Origin of the sequence: Streptomyces europaeiscabiei, assembly GCF_001550375.1 — a bacterium.
Classification (GTDB): Bacteria; Actinomycetota; Actinomycetes; order Streptomycetales; family Streptomycetaceae; genus Streptomyces; species Streptomyces europaeiscabiei.
On sequence record NZ_LRTR01000630.1, the window covers coordinates 1 to 17,925 of the forward strand.

Below are 17,925 nucleotides of genomic sequence, written 5' to 3' on the forward strand. Positions count from 1 at the left end.
ACGACAACGGGCATCACTCCGGCCCACCTCCCCGCGCCCCGTCGCGCCCCTATCCGCCAGGGCCTGTCCGGTGTTCCTCCCGCCGATCGGACAGGCCCTGGCCCCTGTTCAGGACCGATGGAACGGCCGCAGACGAGGACGGCCCTACGTCGTACCTGTCGGTCAACGCCCGGCGACGTCCCGTGTCAACGCGGTGTCGACACGGACGAGTTCTGGCAACTGGGCAGGGGCCGCCGGGGTGAGCGGAGCGCCGGTGGGGGCTTCGGCCGGCTCGGCCGGTGGCGTCGGCAGGATGCGGTCCTCCCACCAGGACAGGGCCATCACGGCGGCAAGCAGCACGAAGGGGGTCGAAGTGGAAAGGATCAGCGCGTACATGTGTGCCGCCTGCGGGAAACGTGCGACGCGACGGGCAGCAGATCGGTGCCCGCTTGGAGCACATCGGGAGAGCGTCAGGATCATGTGACGACAGACACGTGCGGGAACGGCTCGCTCGTGGCGACGCGGGTTCCGGCACCGATGCGCAGGGTGCGCCCCCTGGGGAGCGCGTGGGTGGTGCGACGCTGCCGGGGGCAGGGGCGGCATGTCGCACGCTAGCCCTCGCGGCAGTTCCCCGACAGGTGTCAAGCAGCCATTCACACAAGGCAGGACGCGTGGACGCCGCACGGTATCCGCAACCCTTGGGCAGGACTACGCTGTGGGGTGAGGCCCCAGTCCCCGGTATCGATGCTGTGTTCCGTTCCCCGGGGAGGCCCACCATGTTCGTTCCGCTCCTCTTCCTCAGCGCGGCCCTGTTCGGCCTCGGCTTCCTCGACCCCCTCTGGTGGGTGGCAGCGGCGGTGCTGGTCTTCGTCGCCACCCGCCACGGCCGCGATCGCGGGGGAGGCTGGATCCGCGGCGACGGCTCCGATCTCGGTGACTATCGGGACTACGAGAACCGCCGGGATCGTCAGGACCGCTGGGATCGCCGCTACAGCCGTCAGTACCGGGCGCGCCGGCGGCGCGAGGACCGCCGAGACCGCGAGCGCGGGTGACGGTCAAGTGGCCGGAGAAGCGGCGGGATCCGCGGTCCGAGGCCATGCGGGGGAACGCGCCTGTGGCACCGGATGCCGGGTGCGGACGCAGCGGAAAGCCGCGTCGTGCGCTGCGGCGAGCTCCCGTGCGAAACCAGGGGCGCGGATCACGACCCCCACGCACGTCGTCCAGGTAGGGAGAGACCATGATTCACGCAGCCGACGTCCGAGAATGGCGCAACCGCGATGTCGTTGACGCCGAGTCGCGCAAGATCGGGGTCCTTGAGGCGGTCTATGTGGACACCACCACCGACGAGCCGGCCATGGCCACGGTACGGACCGGACTGCCCACCCGGCACCGTCTGCTCTTCGTCCCCATCGAGAACGCGATCGTCGGGCCGGACTATCTCAGGGTCGGCTATGTCAGAACGCTGGTGAAGCAGGCCCCTTCGATCGGTACCGACGACGTACTGCCGGCCGAGCAGGAGGAAGCGATCTTCCACCACTACGGACTGGCCTACCAGCCCGGGGCGGCCGGAGAACGGCAGCTGGCGCGCCGCTGACCACCTATGGACGGGATGACTCCTCTGTGAAGTACGGACCGTGCCCCAGATGACCCCGCCCGGTGTGGAACATCGGTTGTCGAGGATTGTGCCGTCAGCGGGGAACGAGGCTCTGCTGGCCGAGGTCGTCGAACTGCGCGCCAGGAACCAGCAGTTGGGGCGCGCGATCGAGAGCCGGGAGGTGATCGACCAGGCGCGCGGCATGCTCATGGTCCTGGCGCCGTGTTCCAGCGAGCGAGCCTGGGACCTGTTGGTGGGCGTGTCGCAGCACAGCAACACCAAGCTCCGGGACGTGGCCGCCGCTCTGGTCGCCACGACGAGGGGCCGGACGCTTCCGGAACCGATACGGCGGGAGCTGCGCCGAGAACTGCGACGCCTCCATGAGGCGGACCGGAGATGACGGCGTACGTGCCCGGCGGACGGCACCGGGAGCTGTCCGGCTCAACTCTCCGGTGCCCTCATCCAGGACGGCCGTCGGACGTGTCTGTCGCGTAGCCCGCGTCGTGGACCCCCCACCATCTCGTGCGTTCCTTCTCCGTTCTGACTGATCACTGTTTCGCTGTCGACGCTTCGTCGGAAGTCGGCCGCCCCCTGCTTGGCGGCAGGCAGGCCGGGGAGCGCAGCAGTTCCTCGCTCTCGAAGAAACCGGTGCCGTCCGTTGTGAGCGACGCCACCGATGCGGCCTCCGCATGGTGCGGGTCAGGCCCCCAGGCCGGCGAGGGGTTCGGAGTTGTCGATGAGGGCGCGGGCCACGTCGGCCAGGCGCCGGTTGTGGGCGCGGGCGTAGCCGCGCAGCGCGCGGAACGACTGCTCCATGTCGATGCCCTGCCGTTCGGCGAGTTTTCCCTTGGCCTGTTCGATCAGCACTCGGCTGTTCAGCGCCGTCTGCAGCTGCTCGTTGAGCACCGTGCTGCGCTGAGCGGTGCGTTGTTGCAGCAGGCTGATGGTGGCGACGTCCGCCAGTGCCTGGGCGACCAGTGTGGCGGCCGGGTCGAAGGGACCGGGGGCGGCGCGGAAGAGGTTCAGGGCGCCCACGGTCTCCGCCCGCAGGCGCATGGGCAGGGCCTGGACCGCCCCGAAGCCGCTGCGGTGGGCCGCCGTGGCGAAGCGCGGCCAGCGGTCGATCTCCCGGGTCAGGTCGTGGATGATCACCGGTGTGTTGGTGCGGAAGCACTCCAGGCAGGGGCCTTCGTCGTTCTGCAGCTGGAAGAGCTCCAGCAGGCGCACCTGTTCGTCGGAGGCGGCCATGAGGCGGAGTTTGCCGTCCTGGTCGGCGAGCAGCACCCCGGCGGCGCTCGCGTCGAGAATGCCGACGCAGCGGTCGGTCAGCAGGCACAGGAAGTCGATGAGGTCGAAGTCGGCGACGAGGCTGTCGGCCAGCTCGACGAAGGTCTTGGCCAGAAGTTGTTGATCCATGGTGGGCACCCTCGATTGAGACTGTTCCCGGCCTGAAGGGACGGGAAGGACGGCACGTTCCTGGGTCGGCACCGACGCGTCAGATTTCCTCATCGGAATCGGACTGCTCCGGCTCCGTGTCCGGCTCCGTGTCCGGTGAGAAGCGAAGCCGACGGGCCACCACATCCGCGGCCACGTCGGCGAGTCGGTGTCCCCGCGTATAGGCGTAGGCGCGAAGCCGGACGAAGGCCTCCTCGATACCGACTCCGAGCTGGACCGTGAGCATCCCGCTGGCCTGGTCGATCTCCGCCCGGTACGCGCCCAGGTCCGCGAAGCCGTAGTCCGGCATCGGTCCGTCGGTGGGTGCGCCCGCTTCGTCGATCCTCGTGTCGAGCAGGAGCAGCGTCGCGAGATCGGCGAACGCCAGCGCGTCGGCCAGTTCCTCCGCGTCCAGCACGGTCGGAATGCCGGCGTACAGGTCCAGGACTCCCGGGCTGATCGCGCCCTTCTGCAAGGGGAGGGAGAACACCGCGCGGGCCCCTGCTTTCAGGGCCGCATCGGTGAACACGGCCCAGTGATCCCGAAGTTCAGCGGTGAGCAGATCGGGTGTCAGGACGGCCGAGCCGCTGGCAAAGGCGTCCACGCAGGGCCCCTCGCCCAACGTGAGCTGGAGCTCCTCCAGTTGCTCGCTGATGTCGTCGGTGCTGCACAGAGGATGACTTGCCGCGGTCCGTGACATCGCCGACAGCCCGGCCCCGCCGACCGGCAGCGCGGCCACGGCCGCGGTACACACATCCACGACACCGACCCGGGCACCTCGTCGGGCCGCCTGCTCGGCCACCAGCAGCCGTATGCGGTCCGATCGCCTGTCAGGTCCCACCGGGGTCACCGCCGCCGGGCATCGTGACAAGCCCCTCCAGCCGCGCCGTGGCGCGTTCCCCGAGGGGATAGACCAGCGCGCGGAACGTGGTGGCACCCAGTGGCCTGCGAAGCTCTCCGATGTCCAGCCATCCCCAGGAGCGGAGCGCGGCGAGAGTCGGGCGGTCGGCCTGGTCCACCAGGGTGGCGCCGAGCGATGCCTGACGGTCGGTCAGTAGCCGTTCCTGCACATGCCGGGCGATCCTCCGGTCCTGCGGGTGTGGCCGGATCATGATGCCGGCGAACGCGAAGACGCCGCCGGACACGGTGAGTTGCCCGACACCGCGCGGCAGTGTTCCCTCGAAGCCGAGCCACCAGGAGCCGTCGCCGCCCACCGGGAATCCGAAGGCGCACCCCGTCAGGCCGTCCGTCTCGGCGACCACCATGGCGAATCCCGGTCGGCGCATGTCCGTGGTGAGACGGTCCGAGAAGTTCTGACGGCTGGGACAGCGGTACGGATCACCCGTCGCCGTCGCGCGGGACTCCCCGTACAGGTCCACCAGGTCCTCACGCAGGCTCTCCACCAGCCAACGGTTCAGCCGGCGCAGCCGCGTCGGAGCCATGGCGCAGGGCTCGCCGTCCCTCGGTTGCCGTGACTGCCCCCGCCCGGGTCCGGCCGTCATCGCGCATCGCCCGCGAGAACAGGCGCAAGCGGGACAGAGCGGTGCGGCGGGGCCGGTCGGGGCACGGCCGCGGTGTCGCATCCGCGAGGCGAGGGCAGGTGGCCGAGCGGAAGGCCGAGGAGTACGGACCCGCAGTCGGAGAGGTCGACGATCCGAGCCAGGCCGGTCGGCGGGTGATGCAGTCGCAGTATCCCGCCGGCCAGGGTGGTCTGCCGCGCGGCGTGGAGGAGTGCGTTGAGTCCGCTGCAGTCGCAGAAGGTGACGGGGGTGAGGTCGACGTCGATGGTGCGGACACCGTCTCGCAGGCACCGAGCCAGGGACACGCGCACCAACGGCGCGGAGGCGAGGTCGATCTCACCGGCCAGGGTGATCAGCGCCCGTGCCCTTCGGTCGTGGCGGTAGACGGAGAGTTGTGGCTGGGGCATGACGCCTCGGTTCGCAGGGCCATCCGGCAGCGGACGCGCGGGTGCCGCAGTCCCGGCTCCCTGGGCGCGCGCTCCCGGCAGGGGCGATTTTCGGCGGAGGCAGAGCAGCGGCCGGCCCGGCAGCCTGCGTAGCAGGGCAATGGACCCACCCGGTTCCCTCCAGGGATGCCGCGGGTGACGGACGAAGTCCGCACCCCGCAGCCATCTGTGTTCAGCAACAGCAGGCCGCCGGGGTCTGGGGCGTCTCCACACCAGCGTAGCCCTCGCGTCGCTTGACGGACGGTCGGAAGCAGCCCGATCCCAGGATGCGGACTGTATCGACGTCGCCGCAGAGGTTCGGTTGACGGCGACGCGGGTGATGCGGCCCCACGAGGGCCAACACGTGCGTCAGTGCGGGCAGTTCGACCAGCTGATCTCGGGATCGGGGTCAGTCACCATGCACTGTCCAGGAGTCCGCGGAACCTGCCGTCGGTCTTCGACGCGAGACGCGCGACCGGTGCTGCGCCGGGCGCGTGGTGCGGCAGAGTGGGGAGCAAGGTCGTCGGCATGATGCGGACGCGTCTCCGGGCCGACTTTGCGGCGACCCGGGTTTCGTCCTCTCGCCGAGGACGACCGGCGGAAGCCGGTGTGCGAAGTGCCCTTGTCAGTGCCCTTGCCAGGGCCCTCGGTCGTGTCCGCGCTTCTTCGATTTCCTCCCACTCCTCCGCGCTCCACCGCGACGCGGACCTACGGCTGCCTAGGCCCTGCCCAGGCCGTGTTTTAGGTAGCGGGTGAGTCCTGGGCGGAGAGTTCTTCGGCCAGTTCCATACAGCGCAGGCGGGCTGGGGAGAAGTCGTAGGGCATCTTGCCGGTGGCTTCGAACACGCTCATGGACTGAGCCTCACGCCTGCCAGAGCTGAGGTCGGCCTCGCCCTCGCCCTCGCCGTCATCGGCGGTGGCAGGGTGCAAAGTGTCCCAGGCGTCGAAGAGGTCATCGTCGTCCTTACCCAGGCCGGACTCCTCGATGACGGCCTGTAGGGCGCTTTCGAAGGTGTGCCGCTCGACGGCCACTTGAGCCACCCGTGGATCATCGACGGCGACACTGTCATCGAGTGCCTCCTCGGCGTCATCGATGCGGTCGGAATCCTCCCGCAGAGTGGGATGCGTGGCCAGGACGACGAAGCGGGTGGCCTGGACGGCCGCGCCGAGCGGGCCGAAGATCCGCTCAGTGACCAGCAGACTGTCCAGGTCCGCCTGCCGCAGGGAGCCCTCGGGCAGGCTCCTGAGGCGTTCGGTGACGAAGTCGGAGAGCAGGCCCATCCGGCTGCCTTCGGTGCGCATCCGCTGCACGGCGGTCCGTTGCCGCCGCAATTCCGCCTCCTGCTCGGCGAGGGTTTCCTCCAACCGCTCCAGGATGCCCGCGACACCTTCTCCGCTGTCCGCACCGGCGGAAGCCGTGCCGGTGGTAAAGGCGTCACGGATGTCGTCCAGGGCGATCCCGGCATCGGCCATCCTGCGAATCCACAGCAGGCGGATCATGTCCTCGTACCCGTAGCGGCGGCGGTCATCGCCGCCCCGCTCAGGCTCGGGGAGCAGCCCGATCTCGTGGTAATGGCGTATCGCCCGTGGCGTGCTGCCGGCGAAGGCCGCCGCGTCACCGATCTTGACCTGGCGGGGTGGCATGAAAGACGAATGCATGAGCGGGGACCTTTCCTCAAGGCATCGGGACGTAAGTCCACCGGACCACATGCCGCTACGGAAGGTGCAACCCCATACACACCGCTCCGCCCAATGCCAAGGAATGCGCCCTTCCTCCGTAACGACCGCAGGGCCGTCCTTTCCTGCTGTGGTATCCGCACGACGGCAGGCTGAGGGTTCACAGCCACTGATGAGTCGCCGCGACCTGAACCGTCGCCTCGAACCGAACCGCAAGAGGGGGCCTAGAGGTTGAGCAGCCGTTGGGTGACCTCCCGGTACTGCCTCAGCGCCTGCCGGAGGTCGTCGGGCTGTGTCTCGGGGTCTCGGTCCTGCCACCCGGCGCGCAGGGCACGCCGCCGTTCCGCGAGGGCGCTCATGAGCTGGTCGGTGGCCTCGTCGTAGGCGCTCTCGGCTTCTTCCAGCGCCTCGCGCGGAGTGTCGGCGAAGGTGTTGAGGACGTGTCGGAGGCGCAAGAGGATCTTGTCCTTCTCGGCCGACGGGAGCAGAGGCTCCGTGCCCGAGGCACGGCGTTCGGAGGGGCCCCGGGTCTTGTCCGCGGGCTGCTGGGCGCGAGTCTGGTCGTACATCATGAGGTGCCGCTTCCGTCTCGTCCGAAGGCGTCCTTGGTGTTGTCGGCGGCCTGTCCAGGGCTCCGGGAGCCCCGGCCGGTCCTGTCCCGGCAGCGCGGTCGCCTGTGGCGGGCGACCCGGTCGAGGTCTTCGGTGATCCGCCCCTTCAGCGTCCCCGCTCTGTTCCTGGTCCGGCCCGTTGCCCCCTTGGTTTCGCGGTGTGTTCGAGCCTGTCCACGGCCGGTGATCGTAGGGGTGTGCCCTTCACGGTGCCCCAGCTGTGGCGGGGTCGAGCCGGGGGCGCAGCCCCCTACGGCTCTCGACCAGGCGGGTGAGTGCCGTGGGCGCCGTCCGCTACACATCACTGCCACCGAGGGGCGCCGCACGTCCCTGGGCCCGGACGCGGGAGTGTCGGAGTGGCGCTCCGGCCCGATGAAGACTGGCGAGGGCCAGCCGGTAGGAGGTGAGCAGCCCGGTCTCGACGTACTCCAGACCCAGTTCCTGGCAGTAGCGCCGCACGATGGTCCGGGCCTTGCGCAGGTTGGGGCTGGGCATGCTGGGGAACAGGTGGTGCTCGATCTGATGGTTCAGCCCGCCCAGTGCGATGTCGGTCAGCCTGCCGCCGCGCACGTTGCGTGAGGTGAGCACCTGGCGGCGGAGGAAGTCCGGGCGGTCCTCGCCCGTCACGATCGGCATGCCCTTGTGGTTGGGTGCGAAGAGGGAGCCGAGGTAGACGCCGAACAGGCACTGGTGGACGGCGAGGAAGGCGATCGCCAGGCCGGGCGGCAGCAGCCAGAGCAGGACGGTCAGGTAGAGCGCGAAGTGTGCGAACAGCAGGGTGCCGTCGAGCCGTCGGTGCTTGAGCGAGGGGTTGGCCAGCGCCTTCACGCTCGACACGTGCAGGTTGAAGCCCTCCAGTGTGAGAAGCGGAAAGAACAGGAACGCCTGCCAGCGGCCGATCAGGCGGGGGAGCCCCTTGGCGGCCCGGGCCTGCTCCTGGGACCAGACCAGCAGGTCGGGATCGAGGTCGGGGTCGAGTTCCTCATGGTTGGGGTTGGCGTGGTGGCGGGTGTGCTTGTCGTGCCACCACGCGTAGCCCATCCCGATACCGGCACCGGCGATCCGTCCGGACACCTCGCTGGCCCGGCGTCGCCGGAACACCTGACGGTGGGCCGCGTCATGGGCGAGCAGGGCGACCTGGCCGAAGACCACGGCCAGGAAGGCGGCGGCCGCCAGGGTCCACCAACTGTCGCCGACGAGTGCGACGGCGGCCCACCCACTGACGTAGAGCCCGGCCACTCCTGTGATCCGCAGTGCGTAATAGCCGGGACGGCGACCCAACAGGCCGGCATCAGCGATCTTTCTCGACAATCGGGCGAAGTCACTGCCGGACGTCTGCGAGGGCGGGGGACGGACCGTCGTATTTCTGCTCATGACGATGCAACTCTCTCCGAAGGAGGCAGTGGCCCGGCGCCGCCTTGGGGGCCGCTGAGACCGGGCCGCAGCTGGGTATGCGCTGCCTCCACTGCGGGAAGCGCATCGCGCGACCGCTGAGCGAGGACGACGTCTGTTTCGTCGACCAGAGGCCGCGCAGACCTCCTGTCGGGCTGCGAGTTCCCTGCCGGGCAGGTCTCACACCGTGACAGGGGAGGGCTTCCGGAGCGATCCGCGCGCCTTCATGGCAGAACGACACCGGCCGGGTGATGCGCGTCCGGCTGATCGCCGAGGAGCGCTCAGCACGGTGACCGGCCGGGTCCGTACGAGTCCGGCCGGGTCCGCATGAGTCCGGCTGGGTCCACATGAGTCCGCATGAGTCCGCATGGGTTCGTACGAGTCTGTACGGGCCTGTACGGGTCTGTACGGGTCGTCCCCGGCCGGCGGACCGGAGGTGAGGCCATTCGGGCCGTTCGTGGCCGAGGGCAGCGCAGCCTCGCAACGGCGGCCGTTGCGGCCCGGCCGGCTAGGCCGCGGTGTCCGTGATGAGGACGGCGACGGTGACCGGGCCCGCGGTGCCGGTGGTGGCTGCGGCTCCTACGGCTTCCCGGACGGCGCGGGCGACTACCCATGGATGGTGTCCGGCGGCGACCGCGAATTGGATCTCGACGTGCCGGCCGGGCGGATCGTCATGGTCCTCCGTCCTGACCGGGCGGCTTCCCAGCACGGCGGTGAGGCGAGCGACGCCCGGAACACCCGTCGCGACGCCCGCGAGCTCCCCGGCGAGCCCCTGTGTGGACCCTGTTCCGGTGACCAGGGGCGAGCTTCGCGCGACTGCCGCTTCCGGCGCCGGTCTCATGGGCCTCGCCGTGGTCCGCGACTTCACGCCTGTCTCATCAGGGCCCTCATGGAGATCCGTTACCCGCAGGTCGGCGGACACGGTGGCCAGGCCGAGCCGTTCAGTGGCCGCGTGGAGCAGTGTGCTCCTCAAACGGTCGGCGGTCTCAGACAACGGCTGTCCGAGGGGCGCTGTGAAGGCGGCTTCGATCCTGAGCGGGCCGGGCGGCAGCGCGCTGACCGGTGGAGGAACGGGCGGTGGCGGAACGGCCGACTCGGGCTCGGGCTCGGGCTCGGGCTCGGGCTCGGGCGGTGCCGACCCGATGCGCAGGGTCCCCAGTCGGACGCCGGGAATCCCGGAGGCCGCGCGCCCGAGGGCCCGGACGGCCGCTTGCTCGGTGATCCATGTCCCGTCGCCGGGGCCGCCGAGCGGGAGCAGTCTGCCCAGGCCGAGCTGGTGCCGTACTGCCTGCGTGCACGCCTCGGTCTTCACCGTCCGCTCACCCTCCTTCTTCCGTGCGCTGCGGGGCAGGGGTGCGCAGACCGCTCGGCCGACCACTCCGCCTCACGATCTGCAATTCACTCAAAAGGTGCTAAAACGACTATACTTTCAACGGTGAGTGCTGTGTGAGCCTCATGAGGGAGGAGTGTCCCGATGACTGAGAACACCGGCATAAGGGGCGGCGGCGCGCCCGGTTCTCGCGGCCGGACGTCCATCGCCGATGTGGTGGTGGAGAAGATCGCCGGGTTGGCGGCACGGGACGTGCTCGGCGTCCATGCCCTGGGCAGCGGGTTCGCGCGCTCGATGGGATCCATGCGGGAGCGGATGCCTGGCGCCGGCAGTGGCAAATCCGTCACACGCGGAGTGGGCGTCGAGGTCGGAGAGCTGCAGGCGGCCATCGATCTGGAGATCGTCGTCGACTACGGCGTCTCGATCACGGACGTGGCCGGTGCGGTGCGGGAGAACGTGATCTCCGCGGTGGAGCGGATGGCGGGTCGGGAAGTCGTGGAAGTAAACATCACGGTCAGCGACGTGAAGCTGCCCGACGACGAGGAGGACGAAGGGGTGGAGCGGCAGCGGATCCAGTAGCCGGGGCGGAGCAGCCCGCTTGGGTGCTTGAGTGAAGGAGCGCGTGATGAGCAGGGCCGTGGTGGGCTTGACAGCCGGAATGGCGCTGGGTTTCGCCGCGTATTTCGGTGGCTTCTGGGCTTTCGTGCTGGTGCTGGGGCTGGGCGTCGTCGGTCTCGTGGTCGGGCGGCTCATGGAAGGCGATCTCGAACCGGGCGACTTCGTCCGCCGCCGGGACCGATCGGAGCGGATCCGCGATGACCGGCGAGGGGCTCGGGGAGACTGGCGGCAGTGACCGGTGAAGCGGATCGGCGGCCGGGCATCCCCCGCGGGGAGCGCGGCGCGATCACCGTCGCCGACCGGGCCGTCGCGAAGATCGCTTCCCGGGTGGCGCGCGAGGCGCTGAGCCGGTTCACCGAGTCGACCGGCCACGTACCACCCGGACGCCGGACACCACACGTGACCACATCCGTGCGGCGGGCACCGGAGCGGAACACCGCAGGGCCAGACGCCGAATCCGCCGCCGGACGGCAGACGGCGCTCGGCGCGGCACGGATGCGCATCACCGTCGAGCTCGGCTACCCGTCGGACATCGGGGCGCAGTGCGCCGCAGTGCGCCGGGAGGTCACCGAACGACTCAGGACATGGGCCGGCATGGAGGTGTACGACCTCGTGGTGTCGGTGGAGAGGCTGCACTCGGTGCACGCGCGGCACACGAACCAGGAGAGGGTGAGATGAGCGCGAACACGAGGCGGCAGCCGACCGGCGACAGCGCCCCTCCCTCCGATTCCGGACCGGCAGCGCCGTCCGCCGACGGCACCCCGGGGGCGGGGACGGACCCGGGCGCGACGACGGCGAGGGATGAATCAGGCCGGACGGCGCGTCGTTTCTGGTCGGCGCGGCGGATTCCCGCGGCCTTGGTGGCCCTGCTGTCGGCCGCTGCCACGGGACTGCTCCTCTACGACGTGATCGCGGTGCGGGCAGGCCGTACCGCGATGGGTTGGAGGCGGCGGCTCGCCGAGGAACTGGCCACACGGCCACTGGACGACAGCTGGATGATCGTCGGGGCCGCAGTGGCGATGGCCCTCGGCCTGTGGCTTTTCCTGCTGGCGGTGACGCCGGGGCTGCGCAGGCTGCTGCCCATGCGCCGGCCCACCGGTATTCCCGGGACGGAGGAGCTCCGCGCCGGGCTCGACCGCCGCGCGGCCGCCCTGGTTCTGCGTGACCGGGCCGTGGGGGTGCCCGGTGTCCGGTCGGCACAGGTCACTGTCGGCCGTCGGAAGGTCAAAGCCCGGGCACAGGCCCATTTCCGCGATCTCGAAGAGGTCCACGCGGACCTGGACGCCTCACTGGGGGAAGCCCTCACGTCCTTGGGTCTCGCCCGGCAACCCAAGCTGACCGTGCACGTCCGGCGCCCGAAGAAGGGCTGAGGTGATCCTGATGCTCAAGACGGTGAACCGGGTGCTGCTGGGGCTTCTCGGCCTTGGACTGTTCGCCCTGGGCGGCGGCGTACTGCTGGGCGGGCTGGATCTGCAACGCCACTGGGATTTCGGCATGCCGGGCTGGTGGCCCTTCGTGGGGCCGGACGATGTCGTGCTGGGCGCCGAGGGACGCACCCGGTGGCGGGAAGAGGGCTGGTGGTGGCCGACCGTCATCGCGGTGCTCGCGGTGCTGCTGGCCCTGCTGCTGTGGTGGCTCCTCGCACAACGCAGACACCGACTGGGCCAGGTCCTCGTCCACAGCGAAGACGGCGTGGCGGCCCGGCTCAACGGCCGCACGCTGGAGGACGCCATCGAGGAGGAGGCACAAGCCCTGGACGGGATCGCGCGGGCTCATGTCCGGCTGACGGGCCGACGTACCGCTCCCACCGCACGCGTACGGCTGCTGCTGGAGCCTCACGCCGATCCGGCACGGAGTCTGGGGCGACTCAGCCGCGAAACGCTCGCACACGCACGAGACTCGGCCGGCCTGGACCGGCTCCCGTCGAAGGTCCGACTCCGGGAAGCCCGCCACCGCGCCCAACGTGCCGCCTGAGATCCCCTGACCGAAGCCCACAGGGGCTACCGGCCGCGAGATGTCCCGGCTTCCTGGAACCCGGACGCCTTGGCACACAGAAGATCAAAGGATCCGCACACCGCCTGGCGCACCCGCTTCGCTGTCAGCGTGTTCGAAGGCACCGGCCTTGGCCGTCGTCGGCATCGTCCTGAGAACCCTGGGGTCGGTGGGCCCGCCGTCGGCGGACGCCGCCCCTTCTGGTTTCCGCCATCGGCTCGGCACGACGCGGGAGTGCTTCCCGAGCCCGAGACGTAGCCTGCTCGACCCAAGGGCCGTCGCCTGCGGTATTCGCGGCCTCGGCTACGAAAGCCCTGGTCGGCGGCAGGCTTCAATCAGGGAGCGGGTGCATCGTCGCGGCTCAGTCGAGGCTGGTGAGGTGATCGGCGTCGCCCCCTCGCCACTCGACGAGGAAGATGGTCGCGTCGTCGGTCGTGGTGCCGCCGCGTTCGTGTTTCAGGGCGTGGGAGAGCGCTCGCACCACCGCCCGTACCTCCGCGCGGTCGCGGAGGATCCGGTTGGTCCACTCGATGAGCTGCTCCTCGCCGAACGGGTCCCCGCCGGCCTGGTGCTCCTCGATCAGGCCGTCGGTGAAGCACAGCAACCGGTCGCCGGGCCGCAGCATCCGCTCGCTGACCACCGGCTCCTCACCGCCGAAGCCGACCGGCAACGTGGTCGGGCTGTCCAGCCGGTCCACCACGGCGCGGTCCCGGATCAGGAGCGGGGCCGGGTGCCCTGCGTTGACCCACTGCAGTCGGCCTGTGGTGATGTTCAGAATCATCATCTGTGCGGTGACGAAGTGGTCGGGGCCGAACTGCTCGTTGATGGCCCTGTCCATGAACGCGTACACCTGGGACAGGTCGGTGTGGGCCCGTCGCGTGTGGCGATAGGCGCCGATCGCCACCGTCGCCATGGTCGCCGCGTCCAGCCCGTGGCCCATCGCGTCGATCATGGCCATGTGCAGGATGTCGCCGTTGAGGGCGTAGTCGAAGCTGTCGCCGGCCACGTCGTAGGCGGGCTCCAGGATTCCGGCCACCTCGACCTGCGGAATCGTCATCGACAGTGGGGGCAGCAGCGACCACTGGATCTCCGCGGCCACGCTCATCGGGGCGCTGCGGCGGGCCTGGAAGAACTGGTCGGTGTAGGCGTCCTTGGTGACGATCATGTCCGCGACCAGACCGGCGAGTCTGCGCAGCAGTCGCCGGTCGTCGTCATCGACGCTGTCCAGGGTGACGGCCATCACCCCGATCTGGTCGCTTCCGTCCAGCAGCGGCAGGTACATCCGCACACTGCCGTCCCTCGGCACCTCCACCGTTCTGCGGCCCAGGAACGCCTCGCCGGCGGGCGAGCCCTCGACCGGCTCGGGGCCGCCGACCCTCAGCCTCCGGCCCGGCAGCGGCACCAGCAGCACCTGCTCGTAGTCCTGCAGGAGGATGGAGACCTCCCGCCCCCCGACCCTGGCCACCTCTTCCGCGACGAGCGGGGCGATCAGCTCCGGCGGCATCTCGTGAGCCCGGTCCAGCAGCACGCCCAGCAGCCGTTCGCCGAACCCCTCCGACCGGTCCACCCCGACCCTGCCCGGCCTACGCCCACCGTCCGTCATGACTTCTGCTTTCCTTCGGCCCCTGACATGGGGAACTCAGCGGGGTGGCCGCGTCCACGCGGTGTTGGCCTGGCGGCCCGGTGCCCCGGCCTCGTCCCACCGCAGCCAGCGCGGGGCGGTGCCGGCCGGAACGGCGCCTCCGGGCACCCCGACGACGCATCCGGACGCGGTGCCCCGACGCAACGCACACCCTGCCCCTCTCGGATCCACCAGCAGGCAACCGCGATCAGCGTGGGACGACGCCGTCGACCGGCACAGGCTCGCATCGCCGACCGGTCCGACGAGCCGATTGCGCCATGGGCAGCATGTCGCCCCCCGAACGTCGTTCACCACAAGGAGCTTGGGCCGACGGGAGGCGGGGGGAGGCCGACCGGTCAGCGGGCCCGGGCCCGGGCCACCGGTCCTGATCACAGGGGGCTGACGGTGGCCGTGGCCGGCTGGTCGGTCGCGGCCTTCGCGCAGACCGCTTTCGGAATACCGATCCTGCGCCACTTCGGGTCCACGACGTCGTGGTCGCGCCACTTCGGACATCTGGTGCCCACTTCGGACATCGGGGGAACGGATCACGCCGTGCCCCGGGCGGCCGCGTCCGCCCGTACTCCAACGACCCCGGCGTATCCATACACCGGGGTCGCCCTTCCGGGCCGGTCGCACGTGAGAGTGTGCCGACCCGTTTTCATGCTATGCCCGGCGCGCATTGCGGGCATCCGGTGTTTCGCGGTTCTCGGGCCACAGCGATCACATGCCTTGCACCACGGCCGTTCCCGGACGGCGGTGCGGGGATTCCTGCCTCACCCGATACCTGCCGTCGGCGTAGCGCCCGCGGCGGATTCCCCAGCCCGATTCCAGCCCGACTCCATGCCGACTGTTCAGCGCAGTCCGGCTGCTTGAAGATGACGTACAGACCGGTGCGGACGACCGCCATCAGGACAGTCGCGAAGGGCTGTCCGACCACCCGGTGCAACTCCGGCATGTGCTCGATGTTCATCCCGTGAACAGTCCCGACCAGCGTCGGAGCGAAGAGGATCGCCGCCCAGGACGAGATCCTATTGAGGTGTCTCCCAGGTGGCGCTGACCTGTGGTGATGCGGTTTCAGCCGCCTCCGGCCTGCGCCGATGGTGCTTTCCTCGTCTTTCGGAGGCGTACCGCGTCATGCGGTTGATTCGCCTCCAGTGCCGCCCGTACCCCCGGATTCTCCCCAGGATGCGGCCCGTGAGAGTGCTGGTGTGACGTCGTAACGGTGTTCGGGGCATGAGGCGCACTGCTCATGTTCCGTCATGGCCAGTCTCGCGGCGGCCCCTCTGGCCGGTCGATGGAGAACAGGCCCGTACGCGATGGCGCGCCGTAGTGAAGTCCCCCGATCCGTTCTTCCGCTCTGGCTGGCTCTCTGTCACCGATCCACCACGAACTGCGCCCGATACGTGCGAAAATCCCACCCCGTCGATCATCACCGCGGAGGAGCCGCGTGCGCCGCCGTATCCGGAAGGGGAGCCGCGTATGGCCCTGCTGTCGTCGAGCCCGAAGTGGCCCTCCCTTCCCGACTACTTCCACGACTGGGCGCTGGTGGACGTGGAGACCTCAGGGCTGAGACCCGGCCGGGACCGTGTCCTCTCGCTCGCGATCCTCACGCTGGACGCACACGGCAACCAGACAGGGGAGTTCTCCACCCTCCTCAACCCGGGTTGCGACCCCGGCCCGGTGCACATCCACGGTCTCACTGCCGCCCGTCTCGCAGGTGCGCCCACCTTTGAGGAGATAGCACCGCAGGTGGGGGCACTGCTCAGCAGCCGTGTCCTGGTCGCGCACAACGCGCAGTTCGACTACGACTTCCTTGCCCACGAGTTCGCTCACGTCCGTTCCTGGGTCCCGGTCAGCAGGCGGATGTGCACCTTGGCCCTCAACCGTCTGGTCGGGCCCTCGACGCCCGATCTCAAGTTGGGCACTCTTGCCGCGCACTACGGCGTGCGCCAGGAGCGGGCCCACGACGCGCAGGACGACGTACGGGTGCTCTCGGGCATCCTGCGCGGCTCCCTGAGCGCGGCCGAGCAACTGGGCTTGTCCCTGCCGCTCCTGGAGTGTCCGCCCCGCCAGGACCACAAGCCCTACGTCCCCAAGACGCCCTGCGCCTACCGCAATCCGGGCCGGCTTGAGCCGGGCGGGCCCTTGGTCCAGGGCATGAAGGTTGCCATCACCGGGGACACGCAGATCTCCCGTGAGGAACTGGTCGCCCGCTCGGCGGCAGCCGGGCTGAACATGATGACCTCGGTCAGCGGCCAGACCAGCGTCGTCGTCACCAACGACCCCGGCGCCGCATCCGGGAAACTGCGGCGCGCCGCGGACGAGGGCGTCCCCCTCGTCGACGAGCCGACCTACCTGCGGCTGTTGCCGAGCGTGCGGCCCGGCCAGGCCAAGGGCACCGCCCGGCAGCGTGGTGTCACCGAGATGCCCGGGAGTGCGCCGACCACAGAGCCTGGGCCTGCGCCGAGTGTTCCGGCACAGCGCACGGCTACGCCGACCGCACCCACTTCCGGTGCGGACCAGTTGCTCACGGGGCGCAGGGTCTTGGTCCTGGGCGGCACTCACGAGGCAGCCGCGGAAGCGCGTGGTCAGGTTGTGGCTCTTGGCGCTTCCGCAGCCGTCAACCTGTCGGCCAGTGTGTCCGACGTCGTCGTGCTTCCCGGTGGTGAAGCAGACCGGCGCATGAGTCGCATCGCCGCCCTCGGTCTTCCTGTGCACAGCGCCGACTGGCTCCTCGCACCCGTGCCCGTGCCGGCACAGGACCGCGCCGGGAGCCGGCCGGACACGGCAGAGATACTGGTCCGAGGGGCTGTCATCGATCTGTCTGACACCGGCACGGCCTGGACGGTGGCCGCGACGTGGCGTCAGCAAACCGCCTGCGACGTGGACGTCGTTGCTTTCGCAGTCGACGCGCGGGAACAGGTACCAGGAGACGAGGACTTCGTCTTCTACGGCGCGCCGGAGCACCCGGACGGCACCGTGCGCCTCGCCACGGACGGTCCGACGGAGCAGGCCGTCACCGTCGACCTGGAGCGTCTGCCCCTGGAGATCCACAGAGTCGTCGTCGCCGCCGCGATCGACGGTGCCGCGACGTTCTCCGACGTCGGAGCCATAGAGATCACCGCAACCTGCGGAATCGGAGCGGCCCCGACCGCCCGGGCCACACTTGACGCCGCCACCACCGAGCGCACCATGATCCTTACCGAGATCTACCGCCGGGGAGAGGGCTGGCGGCTGCGTGCCGTCGGGCAGGGCTACGACCATGACCTGGCTGACCTCGTTCGCGGCTACGGAGTTGACGTCGCCGAATGACCGACGGGTCCGGTGCGGGAGGGGCCGGACCTCCAGGTTCCGGGCCCCGGTGCGCTTCGCCGCACCCCGGATCGGGGAACCCGAACGCCGCTGACCGGGCTTCCGCAGGATCAGCCCGGTGCCTGGAACACCACGACGCCGGTCTCGGAGCCGGGAAGCGGGTCAGGCTCCTGCCAGCCGAGGTGGCGGTAGAACGCGAGAGTGTCGAGAGCCTTGCTCCAGGTCAGCAGCCACGCCCGGCCGTGGGGAGCGGTGGTGATGGCGGACAGCAGGAGCCGTGCCAGACCGGTGCCACGGGCCCGCGACCGCACACCCAACTCGTCGATTTCGAAGGTGCCGACCAGAAACTCCTCCACCCAGTCCGCGCCGGGTCGGGCGGCCTACGGGTGCTGGACTCGGATGCGGAGCCGGCCACTACGC

The 17,925-nt window shown here is 70.0% G+C and carries 21 protein-coding genes and 1 pseudogene; 9 read left to right on the plus strand and 13 right to left on the minus strand.

All coding sequences use genetic code 11. The annotated features are described in order from the left end of the window. Positions 1-162 precede the first annotated feature (162 nt). The gene (locus AWZ10_RS30775; protein WP_060892601.1) at positions 163-375 is read right to left on the minus strand and encodes a hypothetical protein; all 213 of its coding nucleotides are present in this window, start codon (positions 373-375) and stop codon (positions 163-165) included. A 380-nt stretch (positions 376-755) separates the two neighbouring features. Between AWZ10_RS30775 and AWZ10_RS30780 the strand changes: the two genes are divergently transcribed. The 3 genes from AWZ10_RS30780 to AWZ10_RS30790 all read left to right on the plus strand — a co-directional run bounded on the left by AWZ10_RS30780 (position 756) and on the right by AWZ10_RS30790 (position 1,973). Further along, entirely contained in the window at positions 756-1,031 is a 276-nt protein-coding gene (locus AWZ10_RS30780) for a hypothetical protein (protein ID WP_060892602.1), read from the plus strand. A gap of 185 nt (positions 1,032-1,216) precedes the next feature. Then, the gene (locus AWZ10_RS30785; protein WP_037692411.1) at positions 1,217-1,573 is read left to right on the plus strand and encodes a PRC-barrel domain-containing protein; all 357 of its coding nucleotides are present in this window, start codon (positions 1,217-1,219) and stop codon (positions 1,571-1,573) included. A 49-nt stretch (positions 1,574-1,622) separates the two neighbouring features. Continuing rightward, a complete protein-coding gene (locus AWZ10_RS30790; protein WP_173531525.1) occupies positions 1,623-1,973 on the plus strand; it encodes an ANTAR domain-containing protein in 351 nt (116 codons plus the stop codon). Between the two features lie 299 nt (positions 1,974-2,272). Here the strand turns inward: AWZ10_RS30790 and AWZ10_RS30795 are convergent, their stop codons facing one another. The 8 genes from AWZ10_RS30795 to AWZ10_RS30830 form a co-directional block, all read right to left on the minus strand. Beyond that, entirely contained in the window at positions 2,273-2,989 is a 717-nt protein-coding gene (locus AWZ10_RS30795) for a GAF and ANTAR domain-containing protein (protein ID WP_046705161.1), read from the minus strand. A 79-nt stretch (positions 2,990-3,068) separates the two neighbouring features. After that, complete coding sequence (locus tag AWZ10_RS30800) at positions 3,069-3,848, minus strand: ANTAR domain-containing protein (protein ID WP_046705170.1); 780 nt, start codon at positions 3,846-3,848, stop codon at positions 3,069-3,071. Next, positions 3,838-4,449: a hypothetical protein gene (locus AWZ10_RS30805; RefSeq protein ID WP_046705160.1), complete on the minus strand. Its 612-nt coding sequence runs from the start codon at positions 4,447-4,449 to the stop codon at positions 3,838-3,840. Before AWZ10_RS30805 ends, AWZ10_RS30800 begins: the two co-directional genes overlap by 11 nt. A gap of 56 nt (positions 4,450-4,505) precedes the next feature. After that, the gene (locus AWZ10_RS30810; protein WP_060892603.1) at positions 4,506-4,934 is read right to left on the minus strand and encodes an STAS domain-containing protein; all 429 of its coding nucleotides are present in this window, start codon (positions 4,932-4,934) and stop codon (positions 4,506-4,508) included. 759 nt (positions 4,935-5,693) lie between these two features. Beyond that, entirely contained in the window at positions 5,694-6,611 is a 918-nt protein-coding gene (locus AWZ10_RS30815; protein WP_046705158.1) for a MerR family transcriptional regulator, read from the minus strand. Between the two features lie 242 nt (positions 6,612-6,853). Then, positions 6,854-7,201: a hypothetical protein gene (locus AWZ10_RS30820; protein ID WP_046705157.1), complete on the minus strand. Its 348-nt coding sequence runs from the start codon at positions 7,199-7,201 to the stop codon at positions 6,854-6,856. 333 nt (positions 7,202-7,534) lie between these two features. Next, positions 7,535-8,614: a fatty acid desaturase family protein gene (locus tag AWZ10_RS30825; RefSeq protein ID WP_046705156.1), complete on the minus strand. Its 1,080-nt coding sequence runs from the start codon at positions 8,612-8,614 to the stop codon at positions 7,535-7,537. Positions 8,615-9,140: 526 nt separating this feature from the next. Further along, on the minus strand, positions 9,141-9,944 hold the full coding sequence (locus tag AWZ10_RS30830) for a hypothetical protein (protein ID WP_060892604.1): 804 nt from the start codon (positions 9,942-9,944) through the stop codon (positions 9,141-9,143). Between the two features lie 162 nt (positions 9,945-10,106). On the opposite strand from AWZ10_RS30830, the gene AWZ10_RS30835 reads away from it, so the two are divergent. Genes AWZ10_RS30835 through amaP form a run of 5 tightly spaced genes read left to right on the plus strand, consistent with a single transcriptional unit; the run spans position 10,107 to position 12,554 of the window. Continuing rightward, positions 10,107-10,541, plus strand: coding sequence for an Asp23/Gls24 family envelope stress response protein (locus AWZ10_RS30835; RefSeq protein ID WP_046705155.1), 435 nt, complete (start codon positions 10,107-10,109; stop codon positions 10,539-10,541). Positions 10,542-10,587: 46 nt separating this feature from the next. Beyond that, a complete protein-coding gene (locus tag AWZ10_RS30840; RefSeq protein ID WP_046705154.1) occupies positions 10,588-10,815 on the plus strand; it encodes a hypothetical protein in 228 nt (75 codons plus the stop codon). Further along, positions 10,812-11,258, plus strand: coding sequence for an Asp23/Gls24 family envelope stress response protein (locus AWZ10_RS30845; protein WP_060892605.1), 447 nt, complete (start codon positions 10,812-10,814; stop codon positions 11,256-11,258). The genes AWZ10_RS30840 and AWZ10_RS30845 overlap by 4 nt, the downstream gene beginning before the upstream one ends. Next, complete coding sequence (locus AWZ10_RS30850) at positions 11,255-11,950, plus strand: DUF6286 domain-containing protein (protein ID WP_046705152.1); 696 nt, start codon at positions 11,255-11,257, stop codon at positions 11,948-11,950. The genes AWZ10_RS30845 and AWZ10_RS30850 overlap by 4 nt, the downstream gene beginning before the upstream one ends. Before the next feature lie 10 nt (positions 11,951-11,960). After that, a complete protein-coding gene (amaP, locus tag AWZ10_RS30855; RefSeq protein WP_046705168.1) occupies positions 11,961-12,554 on the plus strand; it encodes an alkaline shock response membrane anchor protein AmaP in 594 nt (197 codons plus the stop codon). 379 nt (positions 12,555-12,933) lie between these two features. On the opposite strand, the gene AWZ10_RS30860 is transcribed toward amaP, so the two are convergent. From AWZ10_RS30860 to AWZ10_RS54085, 3 genes and pseudogenes are all read right to left on the minus strand, one after another. Beyond that, positions 12,934-14,175 (minus strand): PP2C family protein-serine/threonine phosphatase, encoded by a 1,242-nt coding sequence (locus AWZ10_RS30860; RefSeq protein WP_046705151.1) that lies wholly within the window; start codon positions 14,173-14,175, stop codon positions 12,934-12,936. 407 nt (positions 14,176-14,582) lie between these two features. Continuing rightward, positions 14,583-14,726 (minus strand): hypothetical protein, encoded by a 144-nt coding sequence (locus AWZ10_RS51705; protein ID WP_159015065.1) that lies wholly within the window; start codon positions 14,724-14,726, stop codon positions 14,583-14,585. 326 nt (positions 14,727-15,052) lie between these two features. Next, positions 15,053-15,229 (minus strand): annotated as a pseudogene (locus tag AWZ10_RS54085) (CorA family divalent cation transporter); the annotation flags it as partial. 443 nt (positions 15,230-15,672) lie between these two features. Between AWZ10_RS54085 and AWZ10_RS30865 the strand changes: the two are divergent. Next, the gene (locus AWZ10_RS30865) at positions 15,673-17,505 is read left to right on the plus strand and encodes a TerD family protein (protein ID WP_046705150.1); all 1,833 of its coding nucleotides are present in this window, start codon (positions 15,673-15,675) and stop codon (positions 17,503-17,505) included. Between the two features lie 110 nt (positions 17,506-17,615). On the opposite strand, the gene AWZ10_RS30870 is transcribed toward AWZ10_RS30865, so the two are convergent. Further along, positions 17,616-17,861, minus strand: a complete 246-nt coding sequence (locus tag AWZ10_RS30870; RefSeq protein WP_060892606.1) for a GNAT family N-acetyltransferase — start codon at positions 17,859-17,861, stop codon at positions 17,616-17,618. Positions 17,862-17,925 lie beyond the last annotated feature (64 nt).